At 67.6% G+C, this 14,980-nt stretch carries 14 protein-coding genes; 3 read left to right on the top strand and 11 right to left on the bottom strand.

The genetic code is table 11. The features are described from left to right. Nucleotides 1-75 precede the first annotated feature (75 nt). On the top strand, nt 76-1,620 hold the full coding sequence (locus K7711_RS35965) for an acyl-CoA carboxylase subunit beta (protein ID WP_222975357.1): 1,545 nt from the start codon (nt 76-78) through the stop codon (nt 1,618-1,620). Here K7711_RS35965 and K7711_RS35960 read toward each other — a convergent pair. After that, nucleotides 1,615-2,199: a TetR/AcrR family transcriptional regulator gene (locus tag K7711_RS35960; protein ID WP_222975356.1), complete on the bottom strand. Its 585-nt coding sequence runs from the start codon at nt 2,197-2,199 to the stop codon at nt 1,615-1,617. The two genes, K7711_RS35965 and K7711_RS35960, sit on opposite strands and share 6 nt — an antisense overlap. Before the next feature lie 88 nt (nt 2,200-2,287). On the opposite strand from K7711_RS35960, the gene K7711_RS35955 reads away from it, so the two are divergent. Next, the gene (locus K7711_RS35955; protein ID WP_222975354.1) at nt 2,288-3,199 is read left to right on the top strand and encodes an SDR family oxidoreductase; all 912 of its coding nucleotides are present in this window, start codon (nt 2,288-2,290) and stop codon (nt 3,197-3,199) included. 21 nt (nt 3,200-3,220) lie between these two features. Here the strand turns inward: K7711_RS35955 and K7711_RS35950 are convergent, their stop codons facing one another. The 7 genes from K7711_RS35950 to K7711_RS35920 form a co-directional block, all read right to left on the bottom strand. Next, a complete protein-coding gene (locus K7711_RS35950) occupies nt 3,221-4,945 on the bottom strand; it encodes a CocE/NonD family hydrolase (protein WP_222975352.1) in 1,725 nt (574 codons plus the stop codon). 71 nt (nt 4,946-5,016) lie between these two features. Further along, complete coding sequence (locus K7711_RS35945) at nt 5,017-5,958, bottom strand: MBL fold metallo-hydrolase (RefSeq protein ID WP_222975349.1); 942 nt, start codon at nt 5,956-5,958, stop codon at nt 5,017-5,019. A gap of 21 nt (nt 5,959-5,979) precedes the next feature. After that, nucleotides 5,980-6,903 (bottom strand): alpha/beta hydrolase, encoded by a 924-nt coding sequence (locus tag K7711_RS35940; RefSeq protein WP_222975347.1) that lies wholly within the window; start codon nt 6,901-6,903, stop codon nt 5,980-5,982. Further along, nucleotides 6,900-8,027, bottom strand: coding sequence for an FAD-dependent oxidoreductase (locus K7711_RS35935; protein ID WP_222975345.1), 1,128 nt, complete (start codon nt 8,025-8,027; stop codon nt 6,900-6,902). The genes K7711_RS35940 and K7711_RS35935 overlap by 4 nt, the downstream gene beginning before the upstream one ends. Before the next feature lie 19 nt (nt 8,028-8,046). Beyond that, the gene (locus tag K7711_RS35930) at nt 8,047-8,997 is read right to left on the bottom strand and encodes a phosphotriesterase family protein (RefSeq protein ID WP_222975343.1); all 951 of its coding nucleotides are present in this window, start codon (nt 8,995-8,997) and stop codon (nt 8,047-8,049) included. 43 nt (nt 8,998-9,040) lie between these two features. Beyond that, entirely contained in the window at nt 9,041-10,024 is a 984-nt protein-coding gene (locus tag K7711_RS35925) for a phosphotriesterase family protein (protein WP_308015105.1), read from the bottom strand. 205 nt (nt 10,025-10,229) lie between these two features. Next, nucleotides 10,230-11,837, bottom strand: a complete 1,608-nt coding sequence (locus K7711_RS35920; RefSeq protein ID WP_222975341.1) for an MFS transporter — start codon at nt 11,835-11,837, stop codon at nt 10,230-10,232. Between the two features lie 194 nt (nt 11,838-12,031). Between K7711_RS35920 and K7711_RS35915 the strand changes: the two genes are divergently transcribed. Beyond that, on the top strand, nt 12,032-12,646 hold the full coding sequence (locus tag K7711_RS35915) for a TetR/AcrR family transcriptional regulator (protein ID WP_222975339.1): 615 nt from the start codon (nt 12,032-12,034) through the stop codon (nt 12,644-12,646). Nucleotides 12,647-12,654: 8 nt separating this feature from the next. Here the strand turns inward: K7711_RS35915 and K7711_RS35910 are convergent, their stop codons facing one another. The 3 genes from K7711_RS35910 to K7711_RS35900 are packed head-to-tail and all read right to left on the bottom strand — an operon-like array spanning nt 12,655 to nt 14,974. After that, on the bottom strand, nt 12,655-13,575 hold the full coding sequence (locus K7711_RS35910; protein WP_222975337.1) for a LysR family transcriptional regulator: 921 nt from the start codon (nt 13,573-13,575) through the stop codon (nt 12,655-12,657). A 32-nt stretch (nt 13,576-13,607) separates the two neighbouring features. After that, nucleotides 13,608-13,796, bottom strand: a complete 189-nt coding sequence (locus K7711_RS35905; protein WP_222975335.1) for a ferredoxin — start codon at nt 13,794-13,796, stop codon at nt 13,608-13,610. Then, the gene (locus tag K7711_RS35900) at nt 13,793-14,974 is read right to left on the bottom strand and encodes a cytochrome P450 (RefSeq protein WP_222975333.1); all 1,182 of its coding nucleotides are present in this window, start codon (nt 14,972-14,974) and stop codon (nt 13,793-13,795) included. Before K7711_RS35900 ends, K7711_RS35905 begins: the two co-directional genes overlap by 4 nt. Nucleotides 14,975-14,980: the final 6 nt, after the last annotated feature.

The raw sequence follows: 14,980 nt of genomic DNA, 5'->3' as shown, positions 1-14,980 counted from the left end.
TGAACTCGTCTATTCCAGCTAGGGTCGAGCCAGTCACAAACCGGCAATCGGTCGGTTCCAGGTTGGGAGGAATCTGTGGAGACAACCGCCGCCAAACTCGAGCAACTGCACCGGAACCTTGCGGACGCCAGGGAACCGGCCGGAGCGGCGGGACTCACCAAGCGCGCGGCGAAGGGAATTCCCAGCCCCCGCCAGCGGATCGACATGCTGGTGGATCCGGGCAGCTTCCTGGAATTCGGCGCACTGATGCGCCAACCCGGCTCCGCCGACGCGCTGTACGGCGACGGCGTGGTCACCGGACGCGCCCGCATCCACGGGCGGCCGGTGGTGATCATCTCGCACGATCAGACCGTCTACGGCGGTTCGGTGGGTGAGATGTTCGGCCGGAAGGTCGCGCTGGCAATGGATTCCGCGGCCGATGTGGGCTGCCCGTTCATCGCCATCAACGACTCCGGCGGCGCGCGCGTGCAGGATGCGGTGACCTCGCTTGCCTGGTACGCGGCCATGGGCCGACGCCAGCAGCGCCTGTCCGGGGTGGTGCCGCAGATCTCCCTGATGCTGGGCAAATGCGCTGCGGGCGCGGTCTATTCGCCGATCAACACCGATGTGCTGATCGCGACCGAGGCCGCCTACATGTTCGTCACCGGTCCGGACATCATCCGCGAGACCACCGGCGAGGAGGTCACTCTCGAGGAACTCGGCGGCGCGTTCAATCAGGCCCACAACGGCAACATCCACCACGTCGCGGCCGATGAGCAGGCCGCATTCGACTGGGCGCGAAGGTATCTGAGCTTCATGCCCGCGACCTGTTTCGATACCGCGCCGGTGGTCAATGCCGGTCTGGAACCCGAGATCACCGACAGCGACCGGGAATTGAACGTGATCATCCCCGACTCGGATCGCAGCGGCTACGACATGTACGACATCCTGCTGCGGATCTTCGACGACGGGGACTTCCTGGAGGTCGGCGATACCGCGGCCCGCAACATGATCACCGGATTCGCCCGGGTGGACGGCCGCAGCGTCGGCGTGGTGGCGAATCAGCCGCTGGTGTCCAGCGGTGCGATCGACGCGCGTTGTTCGGACAAGGCGGCGCATTTCATCCGGCTGTGCGATGCGTTCGGGCTGCCGCTGGTCTTCGTCGTCGACACCCCCGGCGTCCTGCCCGGCGTGGAGGAGGAGAAGATCGGCGTCATCAAGCGCGGCGGTCGATTCTTCTACGCGGTCGTGGAGGCCACGGTGCCGATCGTCACCGTCGTCGTGCGCAAGGCGTACGGGGGCGGCTACGCGGTGATGGGCTCCAAACAGCTCGGCGGCGACCTGAATTTCGCCTGGCCCACCGCACGCATCGCGGTCATGGGCGCCGAGGCCGCGGTCGGGCTGATCCAGCGCCGCCGGCTCGAGGCCGCCTCGGACGAACAGCGCCCGATTCTGCGTCAGCAGATGGTCGATTTCTACAACGACACCATCGCCACGCCGTGGACCGCCGCCGAACGCGGTTACATCGACGCGGTCATCGAACCCGCGCACACCCGGCTCGAGCTCCGCAAGGCCCTGAATCTACTGCGCGACAAGACACTTCGGCACGGACCCCGCAAGCACCACCTGATGCCGCTATAGCGCCTCGCCGAACGCGTCCGGCTCCGTGCACAGCGCCTTCAGGTCGTCGAACGATCGGGTGATGTACTCGTCGAGATCACCAGCGGAATCGTTGCGCCACAGGCGAATCGCCTCCCCGATCGTCGCCATGCCGACCTCCGCGGTCAGCCGCGCCCGGCGCGCCGGAATGCCGCGCGCGGTCAACGCATCGGCCACCACCTCGACCATGTTCGCGGCCTTGGCGAGCTCCCGTTCGCGCAGTGCCGGTGTCTCGGCGATGATGCGCGACCGCGGTTCGGACAGCGGGCGGTGGCTCTCCAGATAGGGCACCACGGTCCGGAACGCCGCGCGCAGAATCGCCAGTGACGCAGGGGTTCCGGACACCTCGGCGATCGCGGCGGTGAGCGACTCGCGCATGACGCTCTCGCCGCCGAACAGCACCTCGCGCTTGTCCGCGAAGTGACGGAAGAAAGTGCGTTCGGTGACGCCCGCCGCGGCGGCGATCTCGGCCGTGGTAGTCGCGTCGTAGCCGTTGCGGCCGTACAGGACGATCGCCGCCTCCTGCAGGCGACTGCGCGCTTGTTCTCCGCTGCGTGGCACAGCGGCAGTCTACAAGTGTCAGTCACTGACGCAACATGGTAGCGTCAGTGACTGACGCTACCAGTCGCGCAGCTCATCGGGAGGATTCATGCGCATCTTCGTCACCGGCGGTTCCGGACTCACCGGCCCCGCCATCGTCTCCGAACTCATCGCCGCCGGTCACACCGTCACCGGCCTGGCACGATCGGACGCCTCCGCACAGCGGCTCGAAGGTCTGGGAGCCACGGCGCACCCCGGCTCGCTCGACGATCTCGACAGCCTACGGACCGGTGCCGCCCAGGCCGACGCCGTCGTGCACATGGCCTTCGGCGGCGACTTCTCCGATACCGACGCCATGATGCGCCGCGACTGCGCGGCGATCCGAGCGCTCGGTGAGCCACTGGAGGGTTCCGGCAAACCGCTGATCTCCACATCGGGCACCCTGGTCCTGCCGCGCGGGCGGGTGACCACGGAAACCGATGCCCCCGACCGTGATTCGACCGCGGGATTCCGCATCCGCGGCGAGGACGCCTGTCTCGAATTCGCCGAACGCGGGGTGCGCGCGAGCGTGCTGCGCCTCGCCCCGACCGTGCACGGCCCCAACGACTACGGCTTCATTCCCATGCTCATCGCCGCCGCACGGAAGACGGGCGTCTCGGCGTACATCGGCGACGGAAGCAATCGCTGGCCCGCGGTGCACCGACTCGACGCCGCCGTGCTCTACCGCCTCGCGGTCGAGCATGCCCCGGCGGGAGCCGTACTGCACGGGACCGGACAGGAGGCGATCGTGTTCCGGGACATCGCCGAGACGATCGCCGACGCGCTCGGCATCCCGACTCGATCCCTGACACCCGAGGAGGCCGTCCCGCACTTCGAGAACCCCTTCATGGCCTCGGTCTACGCCGCCGACGCACCCGTCTCCAGCGAATACACCCGCAAGCTGCTCGACTGGGAACCCACCCACCCCGGTCTGCTGGAGGACCTCGAACACGGCGACTATTTCACCGGCACACACTCCTGAACGTCGCGCCAGCGGATCCGGTCATTCGCCGGCGGTTCGAGTGGTGAACGGCAGCACCAGCCGCGACGGATGTGCGGCGTCACGGTAGATCTTGTGCGTGACCGCACGTCCGACGGGCAGGTGGAACGCGTCCGGCGGCAGCAGCGCGTTGTGGTCGTCGGCCAGCGGCTCGTCGTTGGACAATTCCGCCACCAACCGGTGACCGGGCCGGAACGTCGCCGCGAAGGGGTACAGCCGGAGCACGTATTCCTCGATCACGCCCGGCTGGACCGGCACGCTGCGCGTGTGTGGGTGATACGGGTTGCCCTCGGTGGTGCGATCGTCGAGTTCGCGATGCGAGGCCTTCAGATAGCCGGTGGTGATCAGCTGACGGCCGCCGTCCGGCGCGGCATCCCACAGGCGCAGAATGAAATTCGTATCGTCCTGGTCGATTTCGGCGAACAGGTGCGCCGCGCCGGTGCCGATCAGTTCGGTGGGCTCCTCGAACGGCGCGGTACTCCAACTCAGGATCGTCACCTCGTCGGTGACCGTGAGCGGCGCCTGATAGAAGCCGTCGGGCGCGGCGTACTGCGCACCCATCGGCTCGGGATCGGGCGAAAGTTTGTGCCGCGGACGCAGATACAGCGGGCGGTACGCCACGCCCCGTGGCGGCCACTGGTCTGCGGTCACTCGTTCGCGCGTGCCCTCGACGAAGACCGACACCGCCGGTTCGTCCATGATCCCGTTGTCGATGCCCTTGAGCCAGTACTCGTACCAGCGGAACATCTTGTCGTGCTCCTCCACGAAGGGGCGCGACTGCATCGGCGGGTACGGGCCGATATCCAGTTTCCTGGGCCCGCGCAGCGCGTCGAACACCTCGAGGGTGCCGTCCAGCGTCCAGCCGCGTCCCTGGTCGATCTGCAGATAGACCGGGATATCGATGTTCGGCGCGAGCGTGACCGGATTGCGTTCGCAGTACCAGTCCCCGTCGAGATTGTTCATCACGATGTCGAACCAGAACTCGCGGTTCTTCGGGTATCTCAGCACGTGCACGAGATTCGGCCATGCGGCCACGTCCGGATCCCGCAGCCGCTCGTCGACCAGCTTTCGCAGCTCCTCGGGCGAATGAACCTGCTGCATACGGGATTTCACATTCGTATGCGCGATGCCGGAGTCGCCGCCACGCCCCTCGCGCGCCGCGCGCGGCATGAACCACATGATGCCGCCGTGGTAGGTGGTCTCGTAGAAGTCGTAGTGACCGCCGCTGACGAAGATGGCCGCGAGATGCGGCGGGCGTTCGGCGGCGGCGAGCACCTGCATGGACCCGAAGTAGGAGATGCCGATCATGCCGACTTTGCCGTTGCACCAGGGCTGTTCGGCGACCCACTCGATGAAGTCGTAGGCGTCCTGTCCCAGCGGGACGCCACCGGCGTTGTAGTTGCCGATCATCTCGCCGCCCGAGCCGCCCGAGCCACGCAGGTCCCCGATGACGTGCACGTAGCCCTCCTCGACGACGCGTGCGATGTCACCGGCCTCGATACATCCGTCCCACATGGGGCTGGGCCTGCGCTGCGGCGGCATGGTCAACGCCAACGCCTGCAACTCTTTTCCGTACGGGCTCAACGCGACCAGCGCGGGCCGCGGGATGTCCGCGACATCGCTGTACGTGTCGGCGACGAGGGTGACCCCATCGCGCATCGGCACTTCGAGATCGGTGCGCACGGCGATCCGGCGCCCGCCCGCATCCACTGTGGCGAAATCGGCCATGAGTGCGAAACTCCTTGTCCTGTAGAACTTCCGGTCGTAGCAACGTCCGGTTGGTAGCGGTGCCCGGTCGGTCAGGAGGTCCGGTCGAACCGCGTGCGGTAGCCGTGCATCGTGGTGAAGAACGGGGACGGTTCGAGGGTCGGATCCCCGCGATAACCGAGTTCGTCAGCGACGGGCGCGAACGGCGAATACACCGAATCGGTCGAATACACTCCCGCGCACAGGCATCCGTGCGCCGCGGTGTCGACCCGGCCTTCGATGTCCAGGCTCTCCTGCAATGCCTCGCGGGCCTGTTCGGCGTCGAGTTCCACCTCGTAGGCCACGCCGTCCGCATGCCGGAACGGATGTCCGAGATACAGTCGCCGGGGCCGGATCTCGTCGCGCAGATACCGCACGCTGGCCCGGTAGGCATCCGGATCCTCGAAGCCGGGGAATCCGTTCGCGGCGCCGTGGATCTGCACCGCGTCACCGACGAAGACCGCCTCGCGGCCGTTCACCGCGTAGGCGACCGATCCGGCGGTGTGGCCGGGCACCGAATGCACCGAGACGGTGACATCGCCACCGAGAGAAAGGGTTTCACCGCCGCGCACCAGCATCGTCGGTTCCATCTCCCCGGAGATGACCGCCTCGGCCGCCGCGGTCTGCGACGCCTCACCCGCGGGATCGTTCAGATACTGCTGCCGCACGCTCAGGTAGTTCTCCACGTGCGCGCGGCGCGAGCGCAGCATCGGCGCATCGGCTTCGTGGATCACCACCTCGGCGCGGCGGTCGGTGCGTTCCCACAGTTCGTGGGCCCCGCCGATGTGGTCGATATGCCCGTGGGTCAACAGGATCCAGCGAACGTCCTCGATCCTGCGCCCCAGCTTCGCCAGCGCCGAAGCCATCCCCTCGGCGGGTGAGGACGCGATGCCGGTGTCGACGATGGCCGGTTCCGGACCATCGATGAAGAAGCTGTAGAGCCCGAACCGGCCCCAAGGTGAGAACAGCGGGTGGATCCGCACCTCATGCGTCATGGTCGTCCTTCTCCTCGTGGCTCAGTGCCGCCGCACGAATTCGGCGGTCTCGGCGAAGACCCGCTGGTACTCGGGAATCCACGAGAAGTGCTGCACGAAACCGTGATTCGCACCCGCGTACCGGTCGACCACGGCATCCACTCCGGCCTCACGCAGCCTGCGGCCGTAGAGTTCGCCCTCGTCGCGCATCGGGTCGTGTTCGGCGGTGACGATCAGTGCGGGCGGCAAGCCGGTCAGATCGGCGCGCTTGATCGGTGAGACGAGCGGATCGGCCGGATCCGCCCCGCTGTCGAAGTAGAAGGCGTTGAACGGTTTCAGCACGGCAGTGCCGAGTCCGTAGCCTTCGGCGTTCTCGCGCAGCGAAGCGTAGCGGTCGACGTCGAAATCCAGGTCCAGGGACGGGTAGTACAGGATCTGGTGGGTGATGCGGTCGAAGCCGTCGTCGTGCGCCATCGCGGCGACCGCGGCGGTGAAGGTGCCGCCGGAGCTGTCACCCGCGATCGCGAGGGTATTGCCGTCCCAGGCAAGGCTTTCCGCGTTGTCCGCGGCCCAGCGCACCACCGCGTGGCAGTCCGCGAGTCCGGCGGGGAAGGCGGCCTCGGGTGCTCGCCGATACCCGACGGACACGACCCGCAGACCTGTCGCGGCCGCCAGCGACCGCGCCACGTGATCGTGCGTTTCGAGGCTGCCCAGGAAGAACGCGCCGCCGTGGAAATACACCAGCAGCCCGTATGTTTCGGCCTCGACGGGTGTGTAGATGCGCACCGGAACATCGCCCGCGCGGGTGCCCGCGGTCAGGTCCCGGACCTCGTGCAGTGGCAGGCGTTCGGCCAGGGGCGGAACCTCGGCTTCCTCGCCCGCGCGCATGGCGACCGGGTCGAGCGGGCCCTCGGGCGGGGCGGGCATGGTCGCGAGCGCCTTCGCGATCTCGGGATGCAGCGTCACGACCGCACCTCCTGCACCGCGGGCTTCTGCCCCGGGAAGACGTCCTCGACCTTGCTCGCGTCCCACGACTGCCGGGAGATGCGCTGCAATTCGTCGGTGACCGGTTTTCGCTTGTCCTGGAACAATTCCAGCGCACCGGCGACCGAATCCGCTTGTCGCAGTGCGTCGGTCAGACCACCGGCGTCCTGGATGGCCTGGTTCGCGCCCTGCCCCTGATGATGCAGCATCGCGTGCGCGGCGTCGCCGAGCAGCGTGACCGAATCCGAATGCCAGGCGTCGACCGGATCGATGTCGAACACCGCGCGACAGGTCAGGGCATCCAGGTCCAGTTCGTGCGTGATCCTGCCCAAGCGCTCGTCGAAACCGTCCATCAGCCCGTCGAGGAACTCCCGGGTGATCCGCGGCGCCCACGAATCGTCCTCGGACAGACAGGTGATGTCGTAGGAGAGTTGATTGCGATGACGCAGCGGCAGCAGATAGATCTTGGTGCCCTTGTCGTCGAGGTACATCCGCAGGTTGTCGTCCACGACCAGGCCGTACGCGTCGTCGGCGGAAATCACGATGCGGTAGGCGTGTTCGCCGGAGAACACCGGTTCGGCATCGCTGAACAGCTGTTTGCGCACCGCCGAGCGGATACCGTCCGCGCCGATCACCAGATCGGCGCTCACCTGCTCGCCATTGGCGAAACCCACGCGCGCCCGGCTGCCCTCGTCGGTGATCGTCTCCATCCGGTAGCCCAGATGCACCCGGTCCGCGGGCAGGACGTTCAGGAACGTCTCGATGAAATCGCCCCGGTGGATCAGCCGGGTCCTGGTCTCCTCGGCGTAGTCGTGAATGCCGGGCCATTCCTCCTGCATGATGGATTCGCCGGTGCCGCTGAGGATTTCGAAGTAGTCGCTGGGTGAGCTCACCGCGGCCATCGCCTCGAAGATGCCCCATTCGCGGAACAGGTTCAGCGTCGGCGGGCGCAGGCCGATCCCCGCGCCGACCTCCCGGATCCGGGTGGCCTGCTCGTAGACGTGCACATCGGCGCCGAGCAGGGTGAGCGCCTTGGCGGCCGCCGCACCGGCGTAACCGCCGCCGACGATCGCGATGGTGAGATCCTTCAGCTCTGAAGTCTTCATGGGGCTTGTTCTTTCCGATTCAGTTCCGGATGGTCAGGAAGTCCGCGGGATTGTCGACGAACAGCGTGGTGATGGTGGATTGGTCCACACCGGCCGCGCGCAGGTCCGGGATGAGGTCCTCGAAGAGGTAGTTCACGGTGTGCCCCTTGACCCCGGGCCAACCGAGCGGACTGCAATTGGCGTCGGCCGAGGCGAGTGCCTTGTCCAGGTGCTGCCCGATGAAGCGCAGGAAATGATCCAGACGTTCCTTGCGGGGGCGGGCCCAGAACGGCGGATCCTCGAGTTCGGTCTCGTAGCCGAAGGTGTCGAAGCCGACCCGGCCGCCCTGTTCGGCGATCCAGGTGTCGCGGGTCTGCTCCGCGTTGACGCCGTCGTCGGCGTGCCCGAACAGCACACGCCCCAACGGCAGCCCCTCCTCGTGGAAGATCGCGATGGCATTCTCCGCGTCGATGGCCAGATGGGTCAGGATCGGCACGCCGGTGCTCAACGCGGCACGGGCAGCCGCGCGGTAGATGCGCTTGTCCAACTCGGTCATCCGGCCGCCGCGACTCACCCCGACCTTGATCACTCCGGCGCGGCTGCCGGTATCGCCGATGCCGACGGTGATCTCGTGCACGAAGTGCTCGGCCAGATATTCCACGCTCGCCTCGGCGAAGTACGGCAGGGCGGTGTCACCGCCGACGAAGCCGGTGCAGGCCACGATGTGCACGCCGGTCTTCGCGGACAGCGATTTGTAGTAGTCCACGTCGCGGCCGTTGCAGATGCCGGTGACATCGACGAAGGTTCCGCCGCCGTACTCGTGGAACGCGCGCAGTTTCGGCACGGTCTCCGCGTAGCGCTGTTCGGGCGTCTTCCACCACTTGGTGTCCAGTTCGGAACCGGGCATGCCGTATCCGATGTGCTCGTGTACGGCCACGATCCCCAGCGCTTCGGGCGGGATCGGCCCCAGGACGGTGTTCACTCTCGACACGACACTCACCTTCGGGAAATTCGGGATTCGATGGACATCGGCGTCACCGCACCGTCAGCAGTTCGCGCGGGTTGTCCACGAGGATCTGCTGCACGTCCTGCGCGGACAGCCCCTGCGCGGTGAGCAGGGGGACGAACGCCGTCAGGACGTGGCCGTACGGCAGGTCACGGCCGGGGCCGCCCTTGGCTACGCCGATTGCGTTGGTGGACAACAGGATCCGATCGCCGAAACCCGCGTCCACGAGTTCGCGCACCACCGTGGCGCGCTCCTGGTCGGTGATGTATTCGCCGGTCTGCGTGCCGATGTCGGCCACGGCGACGTAGGCTCCGCGGCGCGCGATCTCGAGCGGCGCGCCCGCGGCGACCGCGTCCTTGCGGTCGAGCCCGCCGACCACGACGCGGTCGGCCGCGAGCCCCTCGTCCAGGACGACCGCGAGATCGTGCGTGGCCTCGGCCCCGAAACGGATCGACACCGGGACGCCGGTGGCGCGCGCGGCGCGGGCCGCACCGCGGAACAGGCTCTCGTCGGTCGCGGTCATCCCCGCGCGCGTCGCCACGGTGGCCACCAGCCCCGCCGCGCCGCGGCGTTCGACGCGAGGCACCACCATCCCCTCGGCGACCTCCCCGCCGAAAAGGTCGGCGAACTTCTCGGCCGGCCACGGCGTCGGCGGATTCGTCTGCGGCGTCAGGAAATACCCGCCGAGCATCGCCTCCGGACCCATTCCCGTCGACGCCACGATGTGTACTCCGGTGGCGCGTGAGAGGGTTTCGTACAGCCGCACGTCCCGGCCGTGGAACATGCCGGTGACATCGACGATCGTCCCGCCGCCGCAGTCGCGGAAGTCCCGCAGTTTCGCCGCCAGGATCTCGAAGATCCCGGCGCGGTCGATGGTGACGTCGAAGGCGTACTCCGCCCCGGGCACCACCGACAGCAGCGCCTCGTGCACCGCGACGGCGCCGATTTCCCCCGCGGGAACCGGTCCCAGGACGGTGTTCACGACGCCGCCGTTGGCATTCACGTCCTCCACTGGCTACTTCCTTTCGATGCCGACGCGACACCTCGCGTCGTCCTGCTGAGTGGCTGTGCTGCCCGCGCCCTCCGGCGCAGTCGGCCTCCAGGCGAATCCGGGCAAGTCATGCGGTCACGCCGCTGATGTGAACGGTGTCATATTAGCTTACATCATGTCAAGTGAATCAAAGCGACGTAAACTGAACTGCACTTACGTACACCGATCAGCGAGTGGCCGCGAACTCCGCGTCGGGCGGTGACGGCTCGTCAGCCTCCGCGCGGTGTGAGCCGAACAGCCCGACCAGGGTGAGCACAGCCGCTCCCGCGCCACACAGTCCGGCGATCAGGAACGCGAAACTATATGCGCTGCCGAGGGATTCGAACGCCAGCGCGCGCAGGCTCGCGGGCATGGGCAGCGGCGGCAGGTGCGCGCCCGCAACGACCGGCACGGAGTTGATCGCCATCGCGCCGCCGTCGTGGGCGATGCCCCCGGCGACGCCGGTATAGGACGGCGGAAGCCCGGACGCGCCCAATGCCCGGCCCAGGCCGCCGGTCATCTCGCCGTTCGCACGGCTCACCGCGAATGCGGCGATGAGCACCGGACCGAGCGCGAAGCCGAAGTCGCGCAACAGATTCGTGGTGGCGCTGGCCATTCCGGCCAGCCGCAGCGGAACGGAGTTGATCGCGACGGCCGTGATCGAGCCGACGGTGAGCGCGAAGCCGACGCCCAGCACCAGCATCGGCGCGATGAACCGCGTCCAGTTCATGTCGTGGATGTCGACACTCGCACTCCAGATGCCGCTGACGGCGATCAGGGCGAATCCGACGGTCAGCACCCAGCGCGGGGAGAAGTTCCGGATCAGCTGCGATACCAGCGGAGCCAGCAGAAAGGCCGGACCCTGGATGAACAGGAACAACACCCCCACCTTCAGCGCACTCTGATGCTGGACCGCGCCGAGCCGGATGCTCATCGAATAGCAGATCGCCAGGAAGGCGAACATGCCCCCGACCGTGGCGATCGCGACGACGGCGTAGGCGCGGTTGGCGAAGATGTGCAGATGCAACAGCGGCGCCTCGGACCGCAGCTCGACGACGACGAACGCACCCAGCAGCACGATGCCCGCGACGAACGCGCCGATGATCTCGGGCCGGAGAAAGCCGCCCTCGGAGCCCTGAGTGGCGGCGAACAGGATCGCCACCAGTCCGAGGGCGAGGGTGAGCTGACCGGGGATGTCCAGCTTGCGGCCTTGCGGCGCAGCGGAATCGGCGGCCGGCTGGGTCAGCACGATCGACACCACGGCCGCCGCGACCACTATCAGGTACGACGTCCGCCAACTCCCCTCCCCGGCGAGCCAGCCGCCCAGCAGCGGGGAGATCGCGGCGCCGATCGACAGGAATCCGGCCCACACGGCGATCACCTTGGCGCGCGCCTGCGGCGAGGGGCTCACCGCGGCCAGCATCGCCAGCGAGATCGGGTAGAGGATCGCGGCGCCCACCCCGGCCACGACCTGGCCGATCCACAGCACCTGGACCGTCCCGGCGAAGTAGCTCACCACCGATCCGGCGACGGTCAGCAGAGCCCCTGCCTGCAGTAGTCGCTTGCGGCCGAACAGATCGCCGATCACGCCGGTGGTCAGTTCGAGCACGACCATCGGGATCGCGAAGGCGGCCGTGACCCAGGTCAGCTGTGCGCCGGTGGTCCCGAACTCCTGTTGGAAAGTGCCATTGAGCGCGCCGGGCAGCGAGTACGCCACCTGTGCGAGTAGTACAGCGAAACAGCCGGCGACCACCGTGGCGGTGTAGCCCTGCTTACGGGCACTGATCTGCGTCATTGCGGATTTTCTTTCTTCGATGAGCCGGGGGCGATCGGTTCGACTGCCCGGAATCCTCCGGTCCGTTGTGAGAGCGGACACCGCTCGAATGTGCAAGGTGTCACATTTCTTAACGTCATGTCAAGAGTACGATCGGGGAGTATCCAGAACGACCGGTGAGCACAGATCCCGACCAGGTGCTCTACCCTGGCGAGATGGCGACGCTTCGTGAAGCGCAGAAGGAGATGACGCGCAAACTCCTGCTCGACGCCGGGCTGGAACTGTTCGTGTCCAAGGGATATGCGACGACGACGGTCGATGACATCGCCTCCGCGGCGGGCACGACCCGGGTGACCTTCTACGCGTACTTTCCCTCGAAGGTCGATCTGATGAAGGCGTTGATCGCCGAGCGGCTCAATCGCGAACTCGACCGGGTCCCCTCCGCCGAGCACGGATCGACCGAACGCGAACTGGTCGCCGTGGTGCAGGACGGCTCACCCGAGCGGATCCGCGCCTGGCTCACCGCGACCTCGGCGCGATGGGATGCGATCCGCCCTTACACCACAACGGCTTTCGAGGCGGCCGCCGTCGATCCGGAGATCCGCGCACTGTTGGACGAGTGGCTGAACGAGGCCATCGGCGATATCGAGGACGGCCTGGACCGGGCGGACCGGTTCCCCGCCGGAACCCGCCACTTCCGCAGCGTCATCGCGATCACCGAGCTGGATCACGTTGCGCGGCACTGGACTCCGGGACACTGGGGCGTCGAGCGCGAACAGATGCTGGATGTGCTCACCGAGAGTTGGATCGGCTCGATCGGGCAGCACTGACTCCCCGGTCAGGGCCTGGCCGCGTCGAACAGCAGTTGGCGCAGCCAGGCGATGAAGTGCTGGTCACCGAGATTCGGATTCCAGACCATATCGATGCCGAGCCCGGGGATCGGGAACGGGAACTCCTCGATCCGCAACTCGAGCAGTGTCCGCATCGCGGCCGCGACCCGGAAACGCAGCAGCGCTACCCCGCCCACTCGCGCGACCAGGTACGGCACCAGCAGGAAATCCGAGATCCGCTGTCCGACACGGTAAGTGACGCCCTGCTCGTCGAGCACACCGTACGGGAACACGCGGCGTTCGCTGTCCACGACGATATGCGGCTCGGTGGTCAGCAGTTCCAGCGCACTCACGTCCGGGGATGTCCGCGGCGACGCCACCACCACGCACCGGTCGTCGTACAGCCGCTCGCGCGGATGGGGTGCGGCGAATCCCTCGGAGAGCAGGACGACATCGACGCCGTGTTCGGTGAAAGTGGACTCGGTCGGCACGGCGATCGTGCGCAGGCGCAGAGTCGCGTTCGGAGCACGCTCGGCCACCAGGGTTCCCAGCCGCGGCCCCAGAACGAAGGCCGTACTGGTCGTCATCGCGACGGTGATGACGCGGCGATCGGTCGCCGGATCGAAACCGGGGAAATCGACCAGGTCGGCGGTCTGCTGCAACACCGCCCGCAGCGGTGCGATCAGCTCGAGCGCGCGCGGGGTCAGCGTGGACCCGTTGCCCTGCCGGACGAGCAGGTCGTCATCGAACAGGCGACGCATCCGGCCCACCGCGTGACTCATCGCGGACTGGGTCAGCCCGACACGCTCGGCAGCCCTGGTCACCGATCGTTCCTCCAGCACCGCGAGCAGTGGCACCAGCAGGTTGAGGTTGACCGAGGCCAGCCGATCCAGCCCGGACCGCGCGAGGTCCGCTTCCGCTTCGCTCATCGCGTCGAACCCTACGCGGCGACCCGTGCGGCTCAGACCAGGCGCAGGGCCGCGACCGGGCAGACCCGGACCGCGGCACGGGCCTGTTCCGCATCACTGTCCGCCCCTTCGTCGCGAAGGAAGGCCGGCTCACCGTCGTCGTCGAGGTCGAGCAGGGACGGCGCTGCTCCCGCACACAGCCCGTGTCCCTCGCAACGTGATCGATCCACCTCCAGCCTCATACCGGCAGCACCTCCCGCACGGGCAACTGCTCGATGCTGCGGGTGATGTTGCTCGGGATCCGCACCTCGTCGCCGACGACGAGCCGCCCGACGTGGCGGGCCAGCGCCTCGACGACGGCATGTCCTTCGAGACGGGCCAGCCCCTGTCCGGCGCAGCCGTGCGGACCGTAACCGAAGGACAGGTGGTCGGTCGGCGCCCGCTCGACCAGGAACGCGTCGGGATTCTCGTAGTGCCGCGGATCGCGGTTTCCCGCGCCGAACAGGATCGCGACCTTCGCCCCCGCCGGAATCACGAGGTCGTCGATCACCACGTCCTCGGTGGCGCGACGCCCCCAGGCGTGGACCGGCGCCCAGTACCGCAGCGCCTCGTTGAACGCCCCGGGCACGAGCTTCGGGTTCGCCCGGACCAGGGCGAGCTGCCCGGGATGCGCCGCGAACAGGGCGACGATATTGCCGATCGCCGCGATCGTGGTGTCGACGCCGGCGCCCAGATACTGATGGATGATGTATCCGGCGGCGCCGGGCGGGATCGCGCCGCGCTCCTGCGCCTCGAAGATGCCGCGACCCACCGAGCCGGGCGTCAGATCCTCGGCGGTGACCGTCGAGCACCACTCGTACAACTCGCCCGCGATCGGGAAGCTTTCCGCCGTACGGTGATTCATCGGTCCGATGACCTGCATCGCGGCCTGACCCCAGCGCAGCATGTTGTCGCGAACGTGGCCGGTGAAGCCGATCAGATCGGCGACGACCTGCAACGGGAACGCGCGAGCCAGGGCGTCGACGGCATCGAAGGATCCGCGGGCGGCCAGGTCCGCGACCAGCGCATCGGCCTTGGCGTCGATGGTCTTCTTCAACCCGCGCAGTGCCCGCGGCGACAGATTCGCCGTGAGGGTGGCCCGCAATCGCGTGTGATCCGGCGGATCCGAGGCGAGGGAGGTTCCGGACAGCGCCTCGTTGACCGTCGGGTTGAAGCCGATCGCGCCGACCGAGGAGAAACTCTCCCAGTCGATCAGGGCACTGCGGATGACCCGGTACCGGGTGAGCGCGTACACGTCGTTCGCCGGGAGATGGACGACGGGTCCGAGCTCGCGCAATGCGGCGTACGACGGGTACGGATCGATGAGCACGTCGTCGTCGAACAGGTCGAGATCGGAGACGGGCGGGGTCGAGACGGTCATGGGTTC

The sequence above is a fragment of the Nocardia coffeae genome, from assembly GCF_019890715.1.
Classification (GTDB): domain Bacteria; phylum Actinomycetota; class Actinomycetes; order Mycobacteriales; family Mycobacteriaceae; genus Nocardia; species Nocardia jiangxiensis.
The sequence above is the reverse complement of the archived record's forward strand: the minus strand, read 5'-3'. Positions and strand labels throughout refer to the sequence as shown.

What these genes read in the sequence shown, in the direction of transcription:
- K7711_RS35915 (WP_222975339.1), top strand. Translation starts at nt 12,032, where the DNA reads ATGGCGACGCTTCGTGAAGCGCAGAAGGAGATGACGCGCAAACTCCTG.
- K7711_RS35900 (WP_222975333.1), bottom strand. Translation starts at nt 14,974, where the DNA reads ATGACCGTCTCGACCCCGCCCGTCTCCGATCTCGACCTGTTCGACGAC.
- K7711_RS35950 (WP_222975352.1), bottom strand. Translation starts at nt 4,945, where the DNA reads ATGGCCGATTTCGCCACAGTGGATGCGGGCGGGCGCCGGATCGCCGTG.
- K7711_RS35910 (WP_222975337.1), bottom strand. Translation starts at nt 13,575, where the DNA reads ATGAGCGAAGCGGAAGCGGACCTCGCGCGGTCCGGGCTGGATCGGCTG.
- K7711_RS35905 (WP_222975335.1), bottom strand. Translation starts at nt 13,796, where the DNA reads ATGAGGCTGGAGGTGGATCGATCACGTTGCGAGGGACACGGGCTGTGT.
- K7711_RS35935 (WP_222975345.1), bottom strand. Translation starts at nt 8,027, where the DNA reads ATGAAGACTTCAGAGCTGAAGGATCTCACCATCGCGATCGTCGGCGGC.
- K7711_RS35945 (WP_222975349.1), bottom strand. Translation starts at nt 5,958, where the DNA reads ATGACGCATGAGGTGCGGATCCACCCGCTGTTCTCACCTTGGGGCCGG.
- K7711_RS35955 (WP_222975354.1), top strand. Translation starts at nt 2,288, where the DNA reads ATGCGCATCTTCGTCACCGGCGGTTCCGGACTCACCGGCCCCGCCATC.
- K7711_RS35920 (WP_222975341.1), bottom strand. Translation starts at nt 11,837, where the DNA reads ATGACGCAGATCAGTGCCCGTAAGCAGGGCTACACCGCCACGGTGGTC.